The following is a 21416-nucleotide window of genomic DNA, read 5'->3' as shown; positions in this document are numbered from 1 at the left end:
GCATGTTCGATGACAACAGGGGACAGGCGTACACGCTCGAGGGGTTCATCGGGTCGATACTCATCTTGACCGCGGTGTTGTTCGCGCTCCAGTCGGTCGTCATCACGCCGACGACGGGTGGGACGGTCGACCGCGACGCGCGCGACCAGGTACGCTTGGAAGCGCAGGACATGCTGGTCCTGAGCGCGGATTCGGGGAACCTCTCGAAGATGATCCGGTACTGGAATGGAACGGAGTCGAACACCGACCGTCGGTTCGCGGCGTCGGACGGCCGGTCGCTCGGGTACAGTAGCGACCTGCCACCTGGGAAGGCACCGCGAGGACTGTTGCTGATGTTGGAGGAGGCGTTCGAGGACAAGAACGGGTACAACGTGCTCGTGACGTACCAGGACGATTCCGGGAACCCGGACGGTGGGACGATGACGATGGTTCGGAACGGATTCTCGACGCAGAGTGGCGTGGTGGCGACGTACACCATCACGCTCTACGACGACCAGCGCCTCACTGGTCCGGGCGGTGACGAGCGCGCGCTCTCGTGGTACGACACGGACAAGAGCGACGGCGACAACGGGTATTATCCGATTCCGGACGCGTACGATGACAGTCCGGTGTACAACGTGGTGACGGTGAAGGTGATCGTATGGTAGGAGTCGCGTTCGACGAGCGAAGCGACCGCGCGCAACTCATCCTCGTTGGCGCGGTCGCGATCGCGTTCATCGTGCTCGGGCTCGCGGTCGTGTTCAACACGGTCCTGTACACGGAGAACGTCGCGTCGACGGGCGCGGCGAGCGCGCCGCGGGACGCGCAACTCCTGAATGACGAGGTCGAGGTGAGCGTGAAGCGACTTGCGGAGCGCGTAAACGCGAAGGGAGCGTTCGGCAATCCGGTGGACCAGACGGAGGCGTATGACGGGATTACCGCGAACGTTTCCACGTACAGCGACGGGTTGACGAAGGTCGCCGGAGCGGCTAGTCCAGCGGTTGCGTCGGTCCGGGTGAGTTCGTCGAGCGCTGACGTGACGTACGGTGCTCGCATCCAAGATAAAGGGGGGTCGGATTTCACCGCGCCGGGCGGCGCCCCGAATTGGACGCTCATGCAACCGCCTGGCGGCGACGCTATCGTCCGTGACTTCGATATGACTGTCGAACGATCGAGTTTGACGGCCGGTGGACAGGATGCGTTCCGAGTCATGTGGTCGCCGCCGTCGTCGAACGAGAACCACGTGGTGTGGATTTACGAGAAGTCGTCGACGAGCGAGGTCGCGATACGGACCGTGAACGATTCCCCGCAGCCGTATCGGGACTTCTCGGGGACGGAGTGCGTGCTCCCGGGCTCCGATAGCGCGTCGACGGTGACGTTCAACTTCTCCGACGGTAACGTCCAGGGGTATGACGCTTGCGACGGACAGCTAGGTCCGTGGGAGGCCATCGATAATGGGACTGCTCGAAACGTAACGTTCATCCGAGGGGATAGTGTCCAGGGGTCGTACTCGCTCACGATGAACGACGAGCCGGAACTGAACCCGACGCTCCAGTTCCAGGACGCCAGCTTGGGCGCCGGCGAGCCGTTCGTGACGTGGGACGCCTGGGAATTCGAGATAGAGGTCCGCTACGATTCGGGACAGGCGACGTTCACGGAGGAGTACTACGTGGAGGTGTACAATCGCTCACGATGATTCGGAGTAACTTCTTTGCGGACGACCGGGCGGTGTCTATCGCGGTGACGCACGTGCTGACCATCGGTATCACGACTATCCTCATCACGGGATTGCTCGTCGGCGGGAGCGGGCTGCTTCGCGACGAGAAGGAGCGTGCGACCAAGACGGAGCTGCGGACCATCGGGAACCGGATGGCGTCGGAGATCTCGTCGGCGTACTACAGCGCCGAGGACGCTGGGGGCGGGACGATGGCCGTTCGCGTCTCCCACCCGGAGTACGTCGCGGGGGACAACTACAACGTAGAGTTACGTGAGGGAGACGCGAACTGTGACGCACCTGGAGACCTGGCGCCGACTCCCTCAGACGTACAGTGTTTGGTTCTATCGACTCCCGGTGGTGTTGAGAGCGAAGTCGTCGTTCCAATCGACCCACAAATAGATCTTCAGGGGTCACCGCAGACGGTGAACGGCGGGTCGTTCTACATCGTTATCGATAGTTCTGGTGATTTGACGCTTCAGAACGACGCACCGTCGCCGTCGTTGTCCCCTATGGAGGTGCGACTATGATGCGTTCGCTCGGGCTGACGGGCGACGAGCGCGCGGTGAGTGACGTGCTGGCGTTCATCATCGTGTTCTCCATCATCATCACCTCGGTTGCGCTCGTGTACGGGACGGGGTTCTCGTCGATCCGCGAGGTGCGTGACGGTGAACAGAAGGCGAACGCGGAGCGTGCGCTGGAGGCGGTCGCGTTGAGTATGAGCGACATCGTGAAGGGCGAGGCGAAGCGTCGCGGTGGGTCGCTGAACCTCGGTGGCGGTCAGTTGCAGGTCGACGAATCGACGGACATCGAGGTGCTCGTCGACGGGACAGAGGTAACGCCAGACCCGAACCCAGTCGGGTCGTTCGAGTTCTACGTGGACGATACGGCGGTCGCGTACGAGTCCGGCGGCGTGTTCCGGCGTGACGGGACGGCGTCAGTGACGGTGCTGCAGCCCACGATGACGTGTACGAGCGAGAGCGCGGTGGTGTCGCTCGTCGCGGTGACGTCGTCGCAGGGCGCTATCGGGTCGACGGACAACGTCGAAGTGACTATGGAGGAGCAGTCGACCGAGCTCCTGCACGCCGAGACCGGTTCGAGCATCGGGGTTCAGGTCGATGTCGCCGACACGGAGTACGCTCCGGCGTGGGAGCGGACGCTCGACGAGCAGGGGTGGAATATCGACAGCATCGGGTCGAACTCCGTGGAAACCTCGTGTTCGACCGACCGCGTCGTCGTTCGCTTGGTGGTCATCGAGATGACGTACGGGTCGCCGTGACCTGTTCGAAACCCAACTCACGTAGGGTCGGCCTACGTAGTTAGGGGAGTCTGTTTTGAGAGGGCCGTCTGAATACGTGCGCAATGAGTACTGACGCGACCGAGGACGTGCCGTCGAACGAGGACGCCCCGGTAGTCCTCGTGGTTGACGACGACGTGGACCTGGCGGAGACCTGCGAGTACTGGCTGGACGCCGGACAGTACGTGCCTCGCGTCGCGAACAGCGGCGAGGAGGCCTTAGAGGCGATGAGCGAGGACGTGGACGCCGTCCTGCTGGACCGACGGATGCCGACGCTGTCGGGCGACGAGGTCCTGGAGGCGTTCCGGGACCGCGGGTTCGACGTGCCGGTGGCGATGATGACGGCGGTCGCGCCGGACACGGACATCGTCGACATGCCGTTCGACGACTACCTCGTGAAGCCGGTGTCCCAGGACGACATCCTGGAGGCGGTCGACGAGATGCTCGCGCGGTCGTCGTTCGACGAGGACGTCCGCGAGTACTTCGCGATGAGTTCCACCGAGGAGGCGCTCGCGGCGCGCGAAAGCGAGGAACTCCGGGACGCCGACGAGCTAGCGGCGCTCCGCGAAGAGATCACCGAGCAGTACGAGGAGTACGAGCCGGTGATCGAGCGCCGGGAGCGCGAGCTGGATCGGTTGACGCACATCAATACGGTCATCCGGCAGGTCGACCGCGTGCTCGTGGACGCGGAGAGTCGCGAGGAGATCGAGTCGGAGGTGTGTGCGTCGCTCGCCGACTCGGGCGCGTACTCGGTCGCGTGGATCACGGGATACAACGAGCGCACGGAGCGGTTCGACCCGCGGGTTGCGGCTGGTGCGGACGTCGACCGCGTCGAGTCCGAGACGGGTGACGTGAGCGAGGTGGCGACGCGCGTGAAGGACGCGGTGTCGACGGGTGAGGTTCGAGCGATCGATTCGGTGTCGGAGGCACATCGGGAGGCGGTGTTCGGCGACGATCCGGTCGAGGAGACGTCTGCGGTGATCGCGCCGCTATCGTACCGCGAGAAGACGTACGGCGCGGTCCTGGTGTACGCGGAGCGCGCGGACGCGTTCGGCGAGCAGGAGCTCGAGGTGTTCGGCGAGCTCGGGGAGCGCATCGGGAACGGTATCAACTCGGTCGAGCAACGCAAGCTCTTGCTCGCGGACACCATCGTGGAGCTGGAGTTCCGGCATACGGACCGGTCGGATCCGTTCGTCGACCTGTCGGCGTCGACGGGTGCGACGGCGAACCTGAAGGGTGTGGCGTCGACGAGCGACTCGTCGTTGACGTGCTATCTGGAAGCTGCGGGGGTGTCCGGGGAGTCGTTCCTGGAGGCGGCGACGACGCACGACCTCGTCGAGGACGTTCGGTTGGTGACGGATGGCGACCCGTCGCTGTTCGAGATCACGGTCGCGTCGTCGGCGGTGCACACGCTCTCGTCGTCGGGGGCGACCGTGAAGACGTTCCGCGTGGAGGAGGGCGAGGGCCGGCTGGTCGCGGAGGTCGCGCCGGACGCGGACCTGAAGGCGCTGGCGCGCGCGGTCGAGTCGGCGTACGAGGAGACGTCGGTGCTCTCGAAGCGCCGCGTCGAGCGCTCGGTGCAGTCCGGCGAGTCGTTCCGGAAGGACCTCGAGGACCGATTGACGGAGCGCCAGCAGACGGCGATGGAGACGGCGTTCTCGGCGGGGTACTACGAGTGGCCGCGGGAGTCGACGGCGGAGGAGGTCGCGGAGGCGATGGACATCTCGTCGCCGACGCTCCACGAGCATCTGCGTGCGGGCGAGCGCAAGCTCCTGCAGTCGTTCATGTCGGAGGTCGACGACGAGGACGAACCGCGGTGAGCAGCGACAGCAGTACGCTCGGTTCTGACTTCCGCTTGCGACGTCAGGCGTCGTCGTGGCCGGGGTCGAGGTCGAGTTCGTCGTTGACGAGGTCGGTGGCGTTCTGGAGTTCGCCGATCCCGGAGAGGTAGCCGGCGCCGACGCTGGCTTTGAGGGCGACGGCGGCGCGTCCGGTGATGACGGTAGGGCCGACCTGAGCGACGGCGCCGTTCCCGATGGAGACGAGCCAGCCGGGGGAGTCGAACTCGAAGCGCTTCATGCGCGGTTCGAAATCGCCTGGCTCGCTCGTCCGGCGGTGCTCGACGAGCGCCGCGACGTTGGCGGCGGCGACGCGTGCTTCGCGGATGGCTGATTGGGCGCTCGCGGGGACGGCTTCGCCGTCGGCGTCGACGACGCGCCCGGCGTCCCCGACGACGAACGTGTCGCCGCCGACGCGGAGGTCGGCTCGGGCGTCGACGCGGTCGCCGTCGGTCGCTTCCGGGCCGGCGATGCCGCCGGTCCAGACGAACGTGTCGTACTCGATTCGCGTGCCGTCCTCGAGGACGACGGCGTCGGCGGTGGCTTCGGCGACGGCGGCGTTCGTGCGGACGTCGACGCCGGCGTCTTCGAGTGCGTCGTGCACGGCGGTCTGGAAGTTCTCGGGGAATCCGGGTGCGACCGAGGGTCGCATCTCGAGGACGGTCACCTCGAAGTCGTCGGCCGAAGCGGCCTCCGGCCCCAAGTCGTCGGCCGCGGTGTCGTCGGCGGTGGCGTCGTCGGCTGCGGGGTCGTCGGCCGCGGGGGCGTCCGTTTCGAGGTCTTCGGTCGGGTCGTTCGCGTCGTCGATGCTGACCTGGACCGGGTCGGTGTCGTCGGTCAGCGACGGGTCGCTGTCGTCCGTCGGCGATGGGTCGGTGTGGGCGTCGCGGAGGGCGGCGAGTTCGCCGGCGACCTGCACGCCGGAGAGGCCGGCGCCGCCGACGATGGCGCGACCACCGGACTCGATCGCGTCGAGGACGGACTCGCGGATGGTTTCGGCGTGCGAGACGCGCTTGCAGGGGATGGCGTGCTCGCGGACGCCGGGGAGGTCGTAGTACGCGGTCTCGCTCCCGAGGCAGACCGCGCCGACGTCGTACGTGAGGACGGTGTCGTCGGCGAGCGTCACCTCGTTCGCGTCGGTGTCCACGTCGACGACGGTGCCTTCGCGGACCTCGGCGCGGTCGAAGAGGTCGTGGAGGTCGAGCGTGATGTGGTCGGCGACCCGGGGTTTCCGGATGACGCGGTGGACTTCGTGCTGGACGACGTGCGTGCCGGTGTCGTCGACGACGACGACGTCGACGTCGTCGTCGAGGGTGCGTTCGAGCTTCCGTGTCAGCGCGACGCCGGCGTACCCGGCGCCGAGAACGAGGACTCGCATGTCGGTCCCTTGGAGCCGAATCGGCATATGCTGGGGGGTGCCGGCACGACCGCGAGAGCGCCCGCGGGAGGGTCGTGGCCGACCGAGACCGGGACGCATTAGCGCGTCGACGCCGAAGCGTCTCGCGATGACTGATGCGCTCGTCGCGACTGACGTCCGGAAGGCCTACGGTGACGTCCAGGCCGTCGGTGGGGTGTCGCTGTCGGTGGCCGCGGGCGAGGTGTTCGCGCTCGTCGGCCCGAACGGGGCGGGGAAGACGACGCTCGTTCGGACGCTCACGGGAACGGCGACGCCGGACGCTGGCAGCGTCGAACTCCTCGGCGAGAACCCGAAGGCGGCCGACAGGGAGCGCCTCGGCGTGCTCCCGCAGTCGTTCGCGCCGCCCGAGCGGCTGACTGGGCGGGAGGTCGTCGCGTACTACGCGGGCCTCTACGACGACGCGCGGGACGTCGACGACGTTCTCGCGGCCGTGGGCGTGACCGAAGCGGCGGGCGCGAACTACGGCGACATGAGCGGTGGCGAGCAACGCCGGGTGTGTCTCGGGAGTACGCTCGTGAACGACCCGGACGTACTCTTCCTCGACGAGCCGACGACGGGTATCGACCCGGCGGGCCGACGGACGGTCTGGAGCCGCATCGAGGAGCAGGTCGCGGGCGGGACGACTGTCGTGTTGACGACCCACGACATGCGGGAGGCCCAGCGGCTCGCGGACCGCGTCGGCCTGCTCGCGGACGGCGAACTCGTTGCGGTGGGTGCGCCCGAGGACCTCGTCGCGGAGCACGCTGGCGCGCCGAGCGTCGTCGTCGACGTGGACGCCGTCGAGGATTCGCGCGACGCCGGCGAGGGCGACTCCCGGAGGGAGCCGCCCGTGGAGGCCGCGGAGCGTGCGCTCGCGGACGCCGGGATGGACGTGTCGACGCACGGGACCGAGGTCCGCGTTCGCGGCGTCGCCGCGCGCGACGTCGCGGCGGTCGCGGACGCGCTCGACGACGCCGACGTCCCGTACTCGGGGTTGTCGTGGCGCGAACCGACGCTCGAGGACGTCTATCTCGCGCTCGCCGGCGAGACGTACGAGGCGGGCGTCCAGGACGCGTCTGGACTGGCTGGCGGCCGGGGACGCGACGGCGCGGTCGCCGGCGTTCGCACGGACGGTGGACCTGCGGAGGGCGTGCAGGGAGGTGAGTCGTCGTGAGTCGCGTCGGCCGCGTCCGGTCGGCGTCGATGGCGGCGTCGCGGTCGTTCCTCCGACGGCGCGTCGCGGTGTTCTTCACGTTCTTCTTCCCCGCGATACTCGTCGGTATCTTCGGCGTGCTCGTCCAGACCGACGGCGCGGGCGCGGGACTGTTCACGGAACCGGCGTCGTACTACGTCCCGGGGTACGTCGCGGTCGTCGTCCTGTTCACGCCGCTCTCCAGGGTCGGGAGCGAGGTCGCGCGCCACCGCGAGCACAACCGATTCGAGAAGCTCGCGACCACGCCCCTGACCCGGGGCGAGTGGCTGCTCGCGCAGACGCTCGTGAACGTCGGCATCATCGGCGTCGCCACCGTCCTCGTGCTCGCGCTCACCACCGCGCTCACGGGTGCGAGCATCGTCCTCTCCCCGCTCCTGCTCGTCTACGTTCCCGTGGGCGTGGCGTGCTTCTGCGGGGTCGGCGCGCTCCTGGGCGCGTTCGCGGACAGCCAGGACGGCGCCGTCACCGCGAGCAACGCCATCGGCCTCCCGCTTCTCTTCCTCTCGCAGACGTTCGTCCAACCGACGCTGCTGCCCGAGTGGTTCCACCCGCTCGTCGCACTCAGCCCGCTCACGTACTTCGCGCAGGGCCTCCGGCAGGTCATCGCGCCCGCGTCGACCGACGCGGGCACGGTCGTCCTCGACCTCGGCCCGCTCGCCGCACTCGGCGTGCTCGCGGTCGCCGCCGTCGCCTTCCTCGTCGCCGGCGCGTACGCCATCCCCCAGACCGACTGAGACCGCGTGCTACGGCAGCCGGCTCAGAGCCCGAGCAGGCTACCGATTCCCGCGACGTCGAAGACGACGACGAGGTAGTAGGCGGCGACGGCGACCATCACGACGCCCGTGATGCGGTTGACGAGGCCGGCGTTCCGGGCGAGTGCGCGCGTGACGGCGCGACCGCGGGCTTCTGAGACGGCGGCGAACGCGAGCAGTGGCGCACCCATCCCGAGGCCGAACACGAGGAAGCCCGCGAATCCCGCGATGGGGGAGTCGAAGAGGATGGGCGTCCGGGCGAAGAACAGCGCGATGAACCCGGGGTTACAGGGGAGGACGATACCGCCGAAGAACAGCCCGTAGACGAACGCGGACCCGTAGGCGTTCCCGGTCTCCGGGGGGTCGAGGCCGGGGAGGCGGTCGACGGCGTCGTGGTCGAGCGCGAGCGCGACGCCGAGGACGAGCAGCACCGCGAACGCGGCGGGGGAGACGATCTCGACGACGGTCGTCAACGACTCCTGGAGGAAGTACGCGAACACGAGGCCGACCGCGCCCATGAACGCGACGACGCCCGCGACGACCGCGAGGCCGAGGCCGAGCGACGACCGCGACGCGCCGCCGTCGCTCGCGGTTGGGTTCGCGGCGACGCTGCTCGCATCGCCGCTCGTTCCAGAGCCACCGCGGTCGCTGCGCGCGAGATACGAGAGGAAACCCGGGTAGAGCGGGAGCGCGCACGCCGCCGTCAGCGGCGTGAGGACGCCGACGACGAACGCTTCGACGAACGGCGCGACGCCCGCCGGAAGCTCGAACCCGAGCTGGAGGGCGACGGCGAGCACGGCTAGCAGTCCTCGAGCGCGGACTCGAGGAACTCGACGGACTTCTGGCCGTCCTTCAAGCGTTCGACGTCGTCGGGCCCGCACATGCGGAGCATCGGGACCGACGGCGCGTTCGCCATCGACGACCCGAACTCGCTCGTCACCGACTTCGTCCATTCGCCGGGGGCGACCGCGTACCGCCAGTCGAACCCGTGCTTCTCGGCGTGGTCGCGGACCTTCTTCGCGTCCTCGTTCGGGTCGATGTCGACCGCGACGGTCGTCACGTCCGGGTTCGCGTCGTGGAAGTCGATCATCGTCTTCTGCTGGCGGAGACAGTTCGAGCACCAGACCGCGAACGTTTCCACGAGCACCGGCCCGTCGGCTGCGAGGTCGGCGATGGTGAACGACTCGTCGCCGCGGACCGTCGTCAGCGTGATGTCCCGCCAGTCCGTGCTCGAGCCACCGTCGCCGCTGCTACCGTCGCCGCTGCCGCCATCGCCGGCGCCGTCGCCATCGGTCGGGTCGCCGTTCCCGCTACCCGTGCTCAGACACCCCGCGAGGCCGGCGAGTGCGCCGGCGCCGACCGAGGAGAGGACCGCTCGCCGCGTGGGACCGTTCATGTCAGTACAGGAGGGCGCCGCGGGTTAATTCGTTCCCCCGGTCGTGCGCGAGCGACGCCAGAGCGTCCGGCGCCAGCGGCAGAACTCGGTGACGATGCCGGCGTCAGGAGAAGTCGGTGAGCGTCGTCTCGGAGGCTTCGCGGGTCTCGACGTCGAACTCGGCGAGTCGCACGAACTCCATGTCGTTGTCGCGGAGCGCGCGCTTCACGCGGTCGCTCGTCGACGGCGCGACGAGCATCCCCCGGACCTCCGGGTTGGACTCGCGGTAGAGCTCCATGTAGCGCTTCAGCTGGTCGAAGTGGTTCAGCGTCGCCTGCCGGCGCTTCACCTCGACGACGACCGGCGTCCCGTCCGCATCCTGTGCGAAGAAGTCGAGGTAGCCGTACTGGGTCTCGCGCTCGTGCTCGACGATGCGGATACCGGCCTCGAGCGCAGTCTCGGGGTTCGACTCGATGTACTCGTGCATCTCCGCCTCGGTGCCGCGCTCCTGGTACTCGACGGCGTCCTCGGCGTCGAACCGCGACACCGAGTAGACGTCCTGGAGGTACACGCGCAGGAACTCGTTCGGGTTCGACCGGCGCGCGTACAGCAACGGCGCGTCCTCGTCGCTCTCGCCCGGTTCGAGCTTGATGGTGGCGCCACCGGGCATCCAGTTCACGGGCTTGTGGCCCGAGGGCCGATGCACGAGGAGCGTCCCGTCGGGCTTGCAGACGACGAGACGGTCGCCCGGCCCGAGGTAGCCGCCCGAGCGTCCGTCGTACTCGACCTCGCACTCGGCCTCGATGGAGACGACCGCGCCCTCGCGGAGCCCGTCGCCGACGACGCGAGCGACGGTGGCCGCGTCCGGGGACGCGAAGCGTTCGACAGTCACGACGACTCGATACCCGAGGCACCAGTAAAAACCTATCCGTTGCCGGAACGGGTCGTCGTTGCGAGCCGTCACCGCGAGCCGTCATCGCGAGCAGTCACCGCGAGTCGTCACCGCCTCAGACGGGGAGCGGAACCGCGACGACCGCCTTCACGAACTCGAAGCCGTAGATGTGGTTCAGCATGAGGTACGTGACGACGCCGAGCGAGAGCGAGAGGATCCACGCGCCCGCGGCGATGCGGCCCACCTTCCGGTGCGGGGTCTCCTGGCGGAGTTCCCGTGGCGTGTGCGTGACGCCCAGCAGGATGGCGTACAGCACGACGGGGACGGAGACGATGGAGAGCAGGATGTGGATTGCGAGCATCGCGAGGTACGAGTAGTAGAGCGCACCGGGTTCGAGCGCGATCTCCTTCGTGCCGCCACCGCCGGTCTTCAGGAGGTAGAGCACGAGGAACACGAGGATGAGTGCGAACGCCCCACCCATGAGTGCGCGGTGCCGATCGACGTTCCCACGCCGGATCTCGATCCAGCCGAGGACGAGACACGTCGTCGCGAGCGTGTTTATCACCGCGATAGCGTCGCTCAACGCGTTCACCGTGTCCAGCCCGATGTCGGGGTAGATGGGGAGCCCGAGGTAGAGCGTTCCGAGCACGAGCGCGTACCCGACGACCGTGAGCACGATAGTCAGCGACCGCACCGACCCCTTCAGGTCCCGGAGCGGCGGTGTCGTCGTTTCCGTCATCGAGCGGCGCTAGGGAGAGCGCGAGTAATTGCTTTTGCATTCCGGGCCACTCGACGCCGACGACGCGCGGCCAGCGCTGGTCGCGTCGCTGTCGGCGGCGTCGTCCCTGGCGGTCGCTGTCGGCGCTGGAACCGCTGGTGGGCCGGTCCCACCGAGAACCCCTACCCGTACAGGGTGTCGTGCTTCCGTTAAAGTAAAACCTGCCGGAAGGGAACAGTCGTTCATGAGTCAGAGCCAGGAGGAGCGGTCCATTCGCTGCCTCGTCGCGAAGGTCGGCCTCGACGGGCACGACCGCGGCGCGCACGTCATCGCGCGGGCGTTCCGCGACGCCGGATTCGAGGTCATCTACTCGGGGCTCCACAAGGCGCCCGACGAGATCGTACAGGCGGCGGTCCAGGAGGACGTCGACGTCATCGGGATCAGCATCCTCTCGGGCGCGCACAACACGCTCGTGCCGAAGGTCATCGACGGCCTCAAAGAGTACGACGCGTTCGAGGACACGCTCATCCTCGTCGGCGGCGTCGTCCCCGACGAGGACAAAGCGCACCTCAAGGAACTCGGGGTCGCCGAGGTGTTCGGTCCGGGGACGTCGATGGAGCAGACCATCGAGTTCGTCCGCGAGAACGCGCCCGAGCGATGACGCTGTCGACGCAGGAACTGCTCGACGGCATCCTCGAGGGGAAGCATCGTGCGCTCGCGAGAGCGATCACGAGAATCGAGAACCGCCAGGAGGGCTACCGCGACCTCGTGTCCGGGCTCTACGAGCACACGGGCGATGCGGACGTCATCGGTATCACGGGGAGTCCGGGCGCGGGGAAGTCGACGCTCGTCGACAAGGTCGCGAAGGCGTACCGCGACCGCGGCCTCACCGTCGGTATCGTCGCCATCGACCCGTCGTCGCCGTACACGGGTGGCGCAGTGCTCGGTGACCGCATCCGGATGGCGTCGAACGTCGGCGACATGGACGTGTTCTTCCGGTCGATGTCGGCTAGGGGAAGCCTCGGCGGGTTGTCGACGGCGACCGCGGATGCCGTGAAGGCATTGGACGCGTTCGGGAAGGACAAGGTCATCATCGAGACCGTCGGTGCCGGCCAGAACGAGATCGACATCGTGCAGGCCGCGGACACCGTCGTGGTCCTCGTTCCGCCGGGTTCGGGCGACAACGTCCAGATGCTCAAAGCTGGTATCCTCGAGATAGCGGACGTGTTCGCCGTGAACAAGGCCGACATGGACGGCGCGGACCGCACCGTCCAGGAGCTAGAGGAGATGGTGCACATGGACGACGGGCACGTGAGCGTCGCCGCCGGCCATCACGGGATGGGCGTCGACACGGAAGTCGATATGCCCGAGAAGGGCGACGGGAGCGAGGATGCGCCGGAGCCGTGGGAGACGCCGGTGCTGGAGACGGTGGCGACGACCGGCGAGGGCGTCGACGAGTTCCTCGACACCCTCCAGGCGCACGCGGACTGGCTGGAGGACACCGGGCAGATAGATGCGAAGCGACGGCAGCGGACCGCCGAGGAGATCCGGACGTTGCTCCGCGAGGACGCGGGCGCGCTCGTCGAGGACGAGATCGCCGAGCACGGTGGCGTGGACGCGCTCGCGGAGCGCGTGCTCGACGGCGACACCGACCCGTACAGTATCGCGGACGAGGTCCTCGACCCGGTCGCGGCGTGTCTCGAACGCGAGGACTGACGGCTCGGGTTCCTGTCGGAAGCGGGACGTCTGCGTGCCATTGGAGTGCAGGTTTCGTGGCTCCGTCGGTGTCTTCTGGCGGCGAGTCGGCACGGCGTTCAAGAGGCTCCACGTCGTATGTCAGGATATGAAACTGAAGAAAGCGGCGTACGCCACGGTAGGCGCGGTCGGTGCAGTCGGTGCAGGTGTCCTCGTCGACCGCGCGCTCAGACGGAAGGCCGGTGACCTCCCACGACCGCTTCCCGGAACGGGCGAGACGTACCGGTGGCGCGGCATCGACACGTACTACACGGACCTCGGGAATCCCGAGCACCCGACGCTCGTCCTCGTGCACGGCGTGAACGCGGCCGCGTCGAGCAACGAGTTCGTCGCCATCGCCGAAGCGCTCGCCGAGGACTACCACGTCCTCGCCCCCGACCTCCCCGGGTTCGGGCGCTCGGAGCGTCCACCCATCGAGTACACGAACGAGCACTACGAGGCGTACCTCGCCGCGTTCCTCCGGGACGTCGCCGGCGAGGACGCGACCGTGCTCGCGTCGTCGCTCTCGAGCGCGTACGCGGTCGCCGCCGCCGGCGAGGACGACGTCGACGTCTCGCGGCTCGTGCTCGTGTCGCCGACGGCGTCGACGATGCCGGGCGGCGAGAAACCCCTCGTCAGGAAGGCGTTCCGTGCGCCGGTCCTCGGGACGCTCCTCTTCGACGCCGTCGCGAGCGAGCGGTCGCTCGAGTACTTCAGCGACGACCACTCGTACTACGACGCCGACGCGTACTCGACCGAACGCAAACGGTACGACTGGCAGACCACGCACCAATCCGGCGCGCGGTTCGCGCCCGCGTCGTTCGTCTCGGGGTACCTCGACAGCGACCTCGACCTCGGCCCGGCCATCGCCGCGCTCGACGTCCCGACGACGCTCGTCTGGGGGCGCGAAGCAGACATCACGCCGCTCGCAGAGGGCCGGACGCTCGCGGACGACGCGAACGCGAAGCTCGTCGTCGTCGACTACGCCGCACTCCTCCCGCACGACGAGCACCCGGACGCGTTCCTCGACGGGCTCGCCGACGACCTCGACCTGGACCGCGAGGTCGACGCCGACCGCGTCGCCGTCGAACGCGAGAACTGACTACAAGAACTGAACGCGAGAAGCGGCCTTCCCTTACTGCGACCGGAACACGACGAGGTCGTCGCCCGTCGTCTCGGTCTCGGCGACGTCGATGGCGACCTGCATCCCGACCTCCACGTCCTCTACGTCGACGTCCCGTAGCTGGCCGGTGACGCGGACGTCGCCGAACCGCGCGATACCGACCGCGTACGGCGTGTCGTCCGCGAAGTTCGGCGTCGCGACGTGCGTTATCGTGAACGTCTTCAGTTCGCCGCTGTCGGGCAGCGGCGTCTCCTCGATGTCGAGCGACCCGCAGTGCGGGCAGACGCGCCGCGGCGGCAGCGACCCGTGGTCGTTCTCGCACGACAGATAGTAGCCCTCGCCCGCGCGGACGGCGTCGATCCACTCGTCGTAGCCGGCGTCCGCCACGTCCTCGTCGCCGCTCATGACTCCATCACCTCGAGCACGTGAACCACGGCAGACGCGACGGTGCCACCGGCGTTGTGCGCGAGCCCGGTGTCCGCGTCCGCGACCGCGTCGCTGTTCGGGTGGTCGCCGCGGAGGAGCATCGCGAGCTCGCAGATCTGACTCGCGCCCGTCGCCCCGACCGGGTGCCCCTTCGCTTTCAGGCCACCCGAGAGGTTCACGGGCATCTCGCCGTCCTTCGTCGTCCGACCGTCCGCGGCCGCAGTGACGCCTTCGCCGACCTCGCAGAGCCCGAGCGACTCGAGCGCGAGCACCTCCGCGATCGTGAAGCAGTCGTGGACCTCCGCGACGTCGACGTCCGCGGGCGTCACGCCGGCGTCCGCGTACGCCTCCTCGGCGGCCTCGTCCGCCGCCGGCGACCGCGCGAGGTACTCGCGGTCGTGGAGCGCCATCAGGTCGCCACCCTGGCCGGTGCCCGTGATGGCGACCGACGCGTCCAGGTCGTGCTCGGCCGCGAACTCGTCGCTCACCAGGACGACCGCAGCCGCCCCGTCACTGATCGGGCAGGAGTCGTACAGCCCGAGCGGCTCGGAGACCATCGGCGCGTCGATGACGGTCTCCACGTCGATCGCGCGCTGGTACTGCGCTTTCTCGTTGTTCAGCGCGTGCTCGTGGTTCTTCACCGCGATGGCGGCGAGGTCCTCGCGCGTCCCGCCGTACTCCGCGAAGTACGCCTGCGCCATCAACGCGTACGCCCCCGGGAACGTCATCCCCGCGCGGACCTCCCAGAGGTCGTCCGCGGCGATCGCGAGCGCCTCCGTCGCACCCGCCGTCCCCAGGTTCGTCATCCGCTCGGTGCCACCGACCACGAGGACGTCCGATTCGCCGTTCCGGACGCGCTTGACGCCCTCGCGGACCGCGACCCCGGAGGACGCACACGCCGCCTCGAAGCGCGTCGCCGGCGCGTCGATACCCACGGCCTCCGCCATCAGCGGCCCCTGATGGCCTTGGTGTTCTGCGAGCTCTCCCATGAAGTTCCCGTAGAGGAGCGCCTCCACGTCGTCCCGGTCGACGCCAGCGTCCGCGAGCGCGTCACAGCCAGCCTCCGCGAAGAGGTCCCGGCCCGTGCGTTCCGGGGACGCGCCGAACGCCGTCAACCCGACGCCAGCCACTCGTACACCTGACATGGCCTGAACTTCGCCATCGACCACTTAATATGTCGTGGTTAACGGCGCGACGACCGCACGACCGCCACGTGCCGCGAGCGACCTCGGTGCCGTCGGAACCGGCGCCTGTGGCGTTCCGTGACGTGTTTATGCCTGAACCTCCAACGGCGACGTATGGCAAACGAAGGGGTCGACGACGGGGCCGCGAGCGGCGAGGGGAATCGCGCCGTCACCGACCACAAGCCCTCCGCGAGTCTCTGGCCGATGTTCGTCGCGTTCGGGCTCGCCATCGCCGAGGTCGGCGTCGTCGTCGGCGTGTTCGTGTTCACGGTCGTCGGATTCCTGATGTTCACGGGCGCAGTCGCGGGCATCCTCGCCGAGGCCGGGTACGTCGAACGTCCCTGGGTGACACTGGGCGTCCTCGGAACCGTCGTCCTCGCGCTCGGTATCGCCGTGTTCGCTGCGTTCGGCGGCGTCGTCGGCGGCCCCGAACTCGTCGCCGTCCCGAACGCCGTCGCGTACCGCGGGCTGTCGATGATCTCCGCCGGCGCACTCACCATCCTCACCGCGGGCGTCGGCTCGGTCCGCGGCGAACTCGCCTGAGGCCCCACGACGCTCGTCCCGCCAGGAGCGTCCCCATCCCGCTACCGCGAACCGACAACCTATTTGGGCGTCACTCGAAAGCCCCTGATAGCAATGGCACAGCGCGTCTTCACGAAGGACACGATGCTCGACCTCTTGGTGAACATCATCCCACTGGGCATCATGGCCTTCTTCATCGGGTTGTTCGTCCTCTGGGGTCCGTTCAGCTGGGACCCGCTGTACAGCACCCTCATGCTCGGTATCATCGGCGGGTCGTTCGTCCTCCTCGCCATCCTCACGTACGTCTCCGCGGTCGCCATCGAAGGCGACGCCATCAAGAGCGAGGAAGCCGGCCGTGCGGCGCACGCCGAAGCGGAATCCGAGGTCGTCGACACCGCCGAGACGAACGCGACGGACACGTCCGACGAGACGCCGGACGCGACCGGCGACGACGGCACCGACGAACGCAAGGAATCCCCCGAAGAAGCCGTCTGACGTTCTCATCTCACCGTCAAGGACCGGACGGAACTCGACCGACCCCTTCCAGCGGCCGTGCTCGGACGACCGCCGTTCGCTGACGGACTGAAACCGCCAGCGAGATACCGACGCGGCGACGAACCCGAGCCTTTCTTTAGGGTGCAATCCTGACCGTCTTCTATGGGTCTTAGCGGAGAGCTCGCACTAACACTCCTCACGGGCATTCTCGTCCTCGTCGTCTTCGCGCTCGCCACGCGCTTCGACGACTGGCGGACGTACACGCCGCTCGCCGGCGGAAGCGCGCTCGGAGGAGAGACCGGGTACGGACACGACGAGAAGCCCGGTGGTATCGTTCGCTGGTTGACGACTGTCGACCACAAGGACATCGGCATCCTGTACGGCGTCTACGCCATCATCGCGTTCGCGTGGGGTGGCCTCGCAGTCATGCTCATGCGGTTCGAGCTGGCGACGCCCGCGATGGACGTCCTCGGTGGCGTCGGCGGTCGCGCGTTCTACAACCAGCTCCTGACGAGTCACGGCATCACGATGCTGTTCCTGTTCGGGACGCCGATACTCGCCGCGTTCTCGAACTACTTCATCCCGCTCCTCATCGGCGCGGACGACATGGCGTTCCCGCGCATCAACGCCATCGCGTTCTGGCTGCTGCCGCCCGGCGCAGTCCTCATCTGGGCCGGGTTCTTCCTCGCGCCGTTCTTCGACGGTATCGCAGCGTCGATGACGTCGTGGACGATGTACCCGCCGCAGGCGGTCGCACAGACTGCCGCCGGACAGGACGCGATGTCCTACGAGTACGCGGGTCGCGTCATCGCGTCGTCGGAGATCGATACGACCGCGCTGAACGCCGGGACGGACCTGATGCTGCTCGGGCTCCACCTCACTGGCGTGTCGGCGACGATGGGTGCGATCAACTTCATCGCGACCATCTTCACGGAGCGCGGCCCGGACGTCGGCTGGGACAAGCTCGACATCTTCTCGTGGACGATCCTCACGCAGTCCGCGCTCATCCTGTTCTCGTTCCCGCTCCTCGGGAGTGCACTCGTCATGCTCCTGCTCGACCGGAACTTCGCGACCGGGTTCTTCGCGGTCGAGGGCGGTGGAACGATCCTCTACCAGCACCTGTTCTGGTTCTTCGGGCACCCCGAGGTGTACATCCTCGTGCTGCCGCCGATGGGTATCATCAGCTACGTCCTGCCGCGGTTCTCGGGCCGGAAGCTGTTCGGGTTCAAGTTCGTCGTGTACTCCACGCTCGCCATCGGCGTCCTCAGCTTCGGTGTGTGGGCGCACCACATGTTCGCGAGCGGTATCGACCCGCGGCTGCGCGCCGGCTTCATGGCGGTGAGTCTCGCGATTGCGATACCGAGCGCCGTGAAGACGTTCAACTGGATCACGACGATGTGGAACGGGAACATCCGGTTGACGACCCCGATGCTGTTCTGTATCGGATTCATCGGGAACTTCATCATCGGTGGCGTCACGGGCGTGTTCCTGGCGGCAGTCCCCGTGGACCTCGTGCTCCACGACACGTACTACGTCGTCGGGCACTTCCACTACGTCATCATGGGCGCTATCGCGTTCGCGGTGTTCGCGGGCGTCTACTACTGGTTCCCCATCGTCTCCGGGCGCATGTACCAGCGGACGCTCGGGAAGGCGCACTTCTGGACGACGATGGTCGGGACGAACCTGACGTTCTTCGCGATGATCCTGCTCGGGTACGGCGGGATGCCGCGTCGGTACGCGACGTACAACGGCGTCACGGTCGAAGGTATCGTCGGGTACTTCACGAGCCTGCACGTCATCGCGACCGTCGGCGCGTTCATCCTCCTCGTCGGCCAGCTCATCTGGGTGTGGAACATGGTCCAGTCCTGGCTCGAGGGGCCGGTCGTCGGTCCGGACCCGTGGAACCTCAAGGAGGACGGCCTCCCGAGCCGCGAGTTCGACTGGCACGCTGACCGCCTCGAGACGACGCTCGCCGACGGTGGCGAGCCCGCCGAGGACGAACCGATGACCGACGGTGGCGAACCGGTCGACGCGGACGACGACGACGCTACCGGCGACGAGTAACGCGGCGTTACGGTCGGTCTTCTTTCTCGCGTTCCAGTGCTGCTCGTTTCCGACTGGAACGCTTGGTCGTGTGTCGAGCGTCGAGCTGTGACTGTCGGTTCGGGGGCAACGAGAGCTAGCGGCGTGGGTCGTGACGCGTTTCGGTTCGCGCGGGTCGGTACGACCGGTGGATTCGAGGGGGTCGCGGTCAGACGGTCGCGAGCACGAATCCGGTGGTGAACATCATGATGGCGACGAGTGCGAGGACGACGAGCAGGAGCTCTTTCTCGCTCATGAACGGGGGTTGGAGCCGGAATGCCAAAGGCTAATCGTTGCCGGTGCCAAGCGACCGGTGTGACTGAGAACGTTCGCCTGTCGGCGGTGCTCTCCGGGAAGCGCGTGGTGGCGACCGTCTACGTCGGGGTCGTCGCGCTCGCGGGCGTCCTCGGGTACGTTCTGGGTATCATCCTGCCCGCACAGAAGAACGTCGAGATGGCGGAGCTCGGGCCGATCACGTTCGAGATAACGCCGGTGTCGTTCGCGCTGTACGGGATGGTGATGCTCGCACTCAGCCTCGGCGTCCTGCTCGCGCTCGTGCAGGTCGCGAGTCGAGTGGACGACGCGGCCTGAATCGATAATCGAGGCGGCCGTGTACTCGGTATCGTGAGTGTTGCTGCGGGAGGCTCTTCTCGGTGTCAGTCGCCCGCGTCGACGGCGGCCTGGATGTCCTCGACGACGTCTGGGTTCCGGAGCGTCGAGGTGTCGCCGAGGTCGTCGCCGTTCGCGACGTCGACGAGGAGGCGACGCATTATCTTCCCGCTCCGGGTCTTGGGGAGTTCGGGCGTGAAGACGACGCTTTCGGGGCGGGCGATGGGGCCGATTGCGTCCTCGACGCCCTGGATTATCCGCTCGCGGAGCGCGTCGCCGGGGGTGGCGTCGTCCTCGGTGATGACGTACGCGTGCACGGCCTCGCCTTTGACGTCGTGGTCGGCGCCGACGACGGCGGCTTCGGCGACGCCTTCGACGCCGACGATGGCGCTCTCGATCTCCATGGTGCCGAGGCGGTGCCCGGAGACGTTGATGACGTCGTCGACCCTACCGAGGACGGTGATGTAGCCGTCGTCGTCTATCTTCGCACCGTCTTCGGGGAAGTACGTCCAGTCGTCGGGGTCGTCGCTGTCGACGTCGGAGTACTCGCGCCAGTACTCGTCGATGAAGCGCTCGTCGTTCTTGTAGAGCGTGCGGAGCATCCCCGGCCACGGCTTGTTCACGGTGAGGTAGCCGGCGTTCCCTTCGTCGACGGGGTCACCGGCGACGTCGACGACCTCGGCGCCGATACCGGGGAGTGGCGGGCCGGCGCTCCCGGGTTTCATGTCGCCGACGCCGGGGAGCGTGGTTATCATCATCCCGCCGGTCTCGGTCTGCCACCACGTGTCGACGACCGGGCAGTCCTCGTTCCCGATGTGCTTGTAGTACCACTTCCACGCTCGCGGGTTGATGGGTTCGCCGACGGTCCCCAGCAGGCGCAGCGAGGAGAGGTCGTGCCGGTTCGGGTACTCGGTGCCCCACTTCATGAACGACCGGATGGCGGTCGGTGCCGTGTAGAGCTGGTCGACGCGGTACTTCTCGACGAGCTCCCAGAGCCGGTCGCGTTCGGGGTAATCGGGCGTGCCCTCGTACATCACGGTGGTCGTGCCGAGTGCGAGCGGGCCGTACACGATGTAGGAGTGGCCCGTGATCCATCCGATGTCGGCGGCGCACCAGTACGTGTCCTCGGGTTTGACGTCGAGGACGTTCTGGGTCGTCCACGCGGCGTAGGAGAGGTAGCCGCCGGTGGTGTGTTTGACGCCCTTCGGTTCGCCCGTCGTCCCCGACGTGTACATGAGGAACAGCATGTCCTCGGCGTCGCGACTCACGGGTTCGACGTGCGTGCCTTCGTGGCGGTCGACGAGTTCGCCGTAGTCGTGCGCGTGGTCGCCGAGGAAGTGCGTGAGCTCGTCGCCGAGGCGGTCGACGACGACGGTCTCGACGTCGTGGTCGACGCCGCGGAGCCCCTCGTCGGCCTTCCCCTTGTGGTTGAGGGCGTCGCCGCGGCGGTAGTAGCCGTCGCACGTGACGAGGTACTCCGAGTCGGCGGCGTTCATCCGCGTCGCCAGTGCGTTCGCGGAGAACCCGGCGAAGACGACGCTGTGGGGCGCGCCGATGCGAGCGCACGCCAGCATCGCGATGGGGAGTTCGGGGATCATCGGCATGTACAGCGTGACGACGTCGTCCGCTTCGACGCCGAGGTCGCGGAGCCCGGCGGCGAACGCGTTCACCTCCCGGTAGAGGTCCTGGTACGTGTACGTTCGTTCCTCGCCGAGTTCGCCCTCCCACTGGATCGCCGCGCGATTCTTCGCGCCGTTCTCGACGTGGCGGTCGAGACAGTTGTAGCTCGCGTTTAGCGACCCGCCGGTGAACCACTCGAAGAACGGCGGGTTCGAGTCGTCGAGCACGGTGTCGTACGGTTCGTCCCAATCGACGAGCGCGGCCGCGTCCTCCCAGCAGTCGGGCCAGTCCTCGGCGAACTCGTCGTAGATGCCGTCGTCGGCGACGTTCGCCTGTTCGACGAACGATTCCGGCGGCTCGAACGTGTCCTGTGCGGCGAGTCGCGCTTCGAGTTCCACCGCGTCGTCGTCGGTATCGTCGGCCATGGTTCGTCTAGGCCGTCGACCG

Annotated in this window: 22 protein-coding genes; 14 read left to right on the top strand and 8 right to left on the bottom strand. The window is 67.7% G+C overall.

What is annotated here, in order from left to right; genetic code table 11:
• Positions 1–2: 2 nt before the first annotated feature.
• The 5 genes from VYJ16_RS19925 (at position 3) to VYJ16_RS19905 (ending at position 4810) form a co-directional block, all read left to right on the top strand.
• Complete coding sequence (locus VYJ16_RS19925; protein ID WP_336352073.1) at positions 3–647, top strand: DUF7288 family protein; 645 nt, start codon at positions 3–5, stop codon at positions 645–647.
• Positions 641–1675 (top strand): DUF7261 family protein, encoded by a 1035-nt coding sequence (locus VYJ16_RS19920; protein ID WP_336352072.1) that lies wholly within the window; start codon positions 641–643, stop codon positions 1673–1675. The genes VYJ16_RS19925 and VYJ16_RS19920 overlap by 7 nt, the downstream gene beginning before the upstream one ends.
• Positions 1672–2223 carry a DUF7266 family protein gene (locus VYJ16_RS19915; RefSeq protein ID WP_336352071.1) on the top strand — a complete coding sequence of 184 codons (552 nt, stop codon included), beginning with the start codon at positions 1672–1674 and terminating at the stop codon, positions 2221–2223. Before VYJ16_RS19920 ends, VYJ16_RS19915 begins: the two co-directional genes overlap by 4 nt.
• Positions 2220–2972, top strand: a complete 753-nt coding sequence (locus tag VYJ16_RS19910; protein WP_336352070.1) for a DUF7289 family protein — start codon at positions 2220–2222, stop codon at positions 2970–2972. The genes VYJ16_RS19915 and VYJ16_RS19910 overlap by 4 nt, the downstream gene beginning before the upstream one ends.
• An 83-nt stretch (positions 2973–3055) precedes the next feature.
• Positions 3056–4810 carry a bacterio-opsin activator domain-containing protein gene (locus VYJ16_RS19905; protein WP_336352069.1) on the top strand — a complete coding sequence of 585 codons (1755 nt, stop codon included), beginning with the start codon at positions 3056–3058 and terminating at the stop codon, positions 4808–4810.
• A 43-nt stretch (positions 4811–4853) separates the two neighbouring features.
• On the opposite strand, the gene VYJ16_RS19900 is transcribed toward VYJ16_RS19905, so the two are convergent.
• Positions 4854–6206, bottom strand: a complete 1353-nt coding sequence (locus VYJ16_RS19900) for an NAD(P)/FAD-dependent oxidoreductase (protein ID WP_336352068.1) — start codon at positions 6204–6206, stop codon at positions 4854–4856.
• Positions 6207–6333: 127 nt separating this feature from the next.
• On the opposite strand from VYJ16_RS19900, the gene VYJ16_RS19895 reads away from it, so the two are divergent.
• Together VYJ16_RS19895 and VYJ16_RS19890 are read left to right on the top strand one after the other, a co-directional pair.
• On the top strand, positions 6334–7398 hold the full coding sequence (locus tag VYJ16_RS19895; RefSeq protein WP_336352067.1) for an ABC transporter ATP-binding protein: 1065 nt from the start codon (positions 6334–6336) through the stop codon (positions 7396–7398).
• Positions 7395–8171: an ABC transporter permease gene (locus tag VYJ16_RS19890; RefSeq protein ID WP_336352066.1), complete on the top strand. Its 777-nt coding sequence runs from the start codon at positions 7395–7397 to the stop codon at positions 8169–8171. The genes VYJ16_RS19895 and VYJ16_RS19890 overlap by 4 nt, the downstream gene beginning before the upstream one ends.
• Positions 8172–8194: 23 nt before the next feature.
• Here VYJ16_RS19890 and VYJ16_RS19885 read toward each other — a convergent pair whose 3' ends face one another.
• The 4 genes from VYJ16_RS19885 to VYJ16_RS19870 all read right to left on the bottom strand — a co-directional run bounded on the left by VYJ16_RS19885 (position 8195) and on the right by VYJ16_RS19870 (position 11195).
• Entirely contained in the window at positions 8195–8986 is a 792-nt protein-coding gene (locus VYJ16_RS19885; RefSeq protein WP_336352065.1) for an urease accessory protein UreH domain-containing protein, read from the bottom strand.
• Between the two features lie 2 nt (positions 8987–8988).
• Entirely contained in the window at positions 8989–9585 is a 597-nt protein-coding gene (locus VYJ16_RS19880; RefSeq protein WP_336352064.1) for a TlpA family protein disulfide reductase, read from the bottom strand.
• Between the two features lie 103 nt (positions 9586–9688).
• Positions 9689–10456: an endonuclease NucS gene (gene nucS / locus VYJ16_RS19875; RefSeq protein ID WP_336352063.1), complete on the bottom strand. Its 768-nt coding sequence runs from the start codon at positions 10454–10456 to the stop codon at positions 9689–9691.
• Between the two features lie 115 nt (positions 10457–10571).
• Positions 10572–11195 carry a DUF420 domain-containing protein gene (locus VYJ16_RS19870; RefSeq protein WP_336352062.1) on the bottom strand — a complete coding sequence of 208 codons (624 nt, stop codon included), beginning with the start codon at positions 11193–11195 and terminating at the stop codon, positions 10572–10574.
• A 223-nt stretch (positions 11196–11418) separates the two neighbouring features.
• Between VYJ16_RS19870 and VYJ16_RS19865 the strand changes: the two genes are divergently transcribed.
• The 3 genes from VYJ16_RS19865 (at position 11419) to VYJ16_RS19855 (ending at position 14010) form a co-directional block, all read left to right on the top strand.
• Positions 11419–11835, top strand: a complete 417-nt coding sequence (locus tag VYJ16_RS19865; protein WP_336352061.1) for a cobalamin B12-binding domain-containing protein — start codon at positions 11419–11421, stop codon at positions 11833–11835.
• The gene (gene meaB, locus VYJ16_RS19860) at positions 11832–12890 is read left to right on the top strand and encodes a methylmalonyl Co-A mutase-associated GTPase MeaB (protein WP_336352060.1); all 1059 of its coding nucleotides are present in this window, start codon (positions 11832–11834) and stop codon (positions 12888–12890) included. The genes VYJ16_RS19865 and meaB overlap by 4 nt, the downstream gene beginning before the upstream one ends.
• A 127-nt stretch (positions 12891–13017) precedes the next feature.
• Entirely contained in the window at positions 13018–14010 is a 993-nt protein-coding gene (locus VYJ16_RS19855; RefSeq protein WP_336352059.1) for an alpha/beta fold hydrolase, read from the top strand.
• A gap of 33 nt (positions 14011–14043) precedes the next feature.
• Here the strand turns inward: VYJ16_RS19855 and VYJ16_RS19850 are convergent, their stop codons facing one another.
• Both VYJ16_RS19850 and VYJ16_RS19845 read right to left on the bottom strand, forming a co-directional pair.
• Entirely contained in the window at positions 14044–14436 is a 393-nt protein-coding gene (locus VYJ16_RS19850; protein WP_336352058.1) for a Zn-ribbon domain-containing OB-fold protein, read from the bottom strand.
• Positions 14433–15602, bottom strand: coding sequence for a thiolase domain-containing protein (locus tag VYJ16_RS19845; protein ID WP_336352057.1), 1170 nt, complete (start codon positions 15600–15602; stop codon positions 14433–14435). The genes VYJ16_RS19850 and VYJ16_RS19845 overlap by 4 nt, the downstream gene beginning before the upstream one ends.
• Positions 15603–15755: 153 nt before the next feature.
• Between VYJ16_RS19845 and VYJ16_RS19840 the strand changes: the two genes are divergently transcribed.
• The 4 genes from VYJ16_RS19840 (at position 15756) to VYJ16_RS19825 (ending at position 19331) form a co-directional block, all read left to right on the top strand.
• On the top strand, positions 15756–16184 hold the full coding sequence (locus VYJ16_RS19840) for a DUF7541 family protein (RefSeq protein WP_336352056.1): 429 nt from the start codon (positions 15756–15758) through the stop codon (positions 16182–16184).
• A 93-nt stretch (positions 16185–16277) separates the two neighbouring features.
• Entirely contained in the window at positions 16278–16658 is a 381-nt protein-coding gene (locus VYJ16_RS19835) for a DUF6684 family protein (RefSeq protein WP_336352055.1), read from the top strand.
• Positions 16659–16820: 162 nt separating this feature from the next.
• Positions 16821–18722 carry a cbb3-type cytochrome c oxidase subunit I gene (locus tag VYJ16_RS19830; protein WP_336352054.1) on the top strand — a complete coding sequence of 634 codons (1902 nt, stop codon included), beginning with the start codon at positions 16821–16823 and terminating at the stop codon, positions 18720–18722.
• A 333-nt stretch (positions 18723–19055) separates the two neighbouring features.
• Positions 19056–19331, top strand: coding sequence for a DUF7520 family protein (locus VYJ16_RS19825; protein WP_336352053.1), 276 nt, complete (start codon positions 19056–19058; stop codon positions 19329–19331).
• A 65-nt stretch (positions 19332–19396) separates the two neighbouring features.
• Here VYJ16_RS19825 and acs read toward each other — a convergent pair whose 3' ends face one another.
• Positions 19397–21394 (bottom strand): acetate--CoA ligase, encoded by a 1998-nt coding sequence (acs, locus tag VYJ16_RS19820; RefSeq protein ID WP_336352052.1) that lies wholly within the window; start codon positions 21392–21394, stop codon positions 19397–19399.
• Positions 21395–21416: the final 22 nt, after the last annotated feature.

Source organism: Halorubellus litoreus, from assembly GCF_037081675.1.
Taxonomy (GTDB): domain Archaea; phylum Halobacteriota; class Halobacteria; order Halobacteriales; family Natrialbaceae; genus Halorubellus; species Halorubellus litoreus.
The sequence above is the reverse complement of the archived record's forward strand: the minus strand, read 5'-3'. Positions and strand labels throughout refer to the sequence as shown.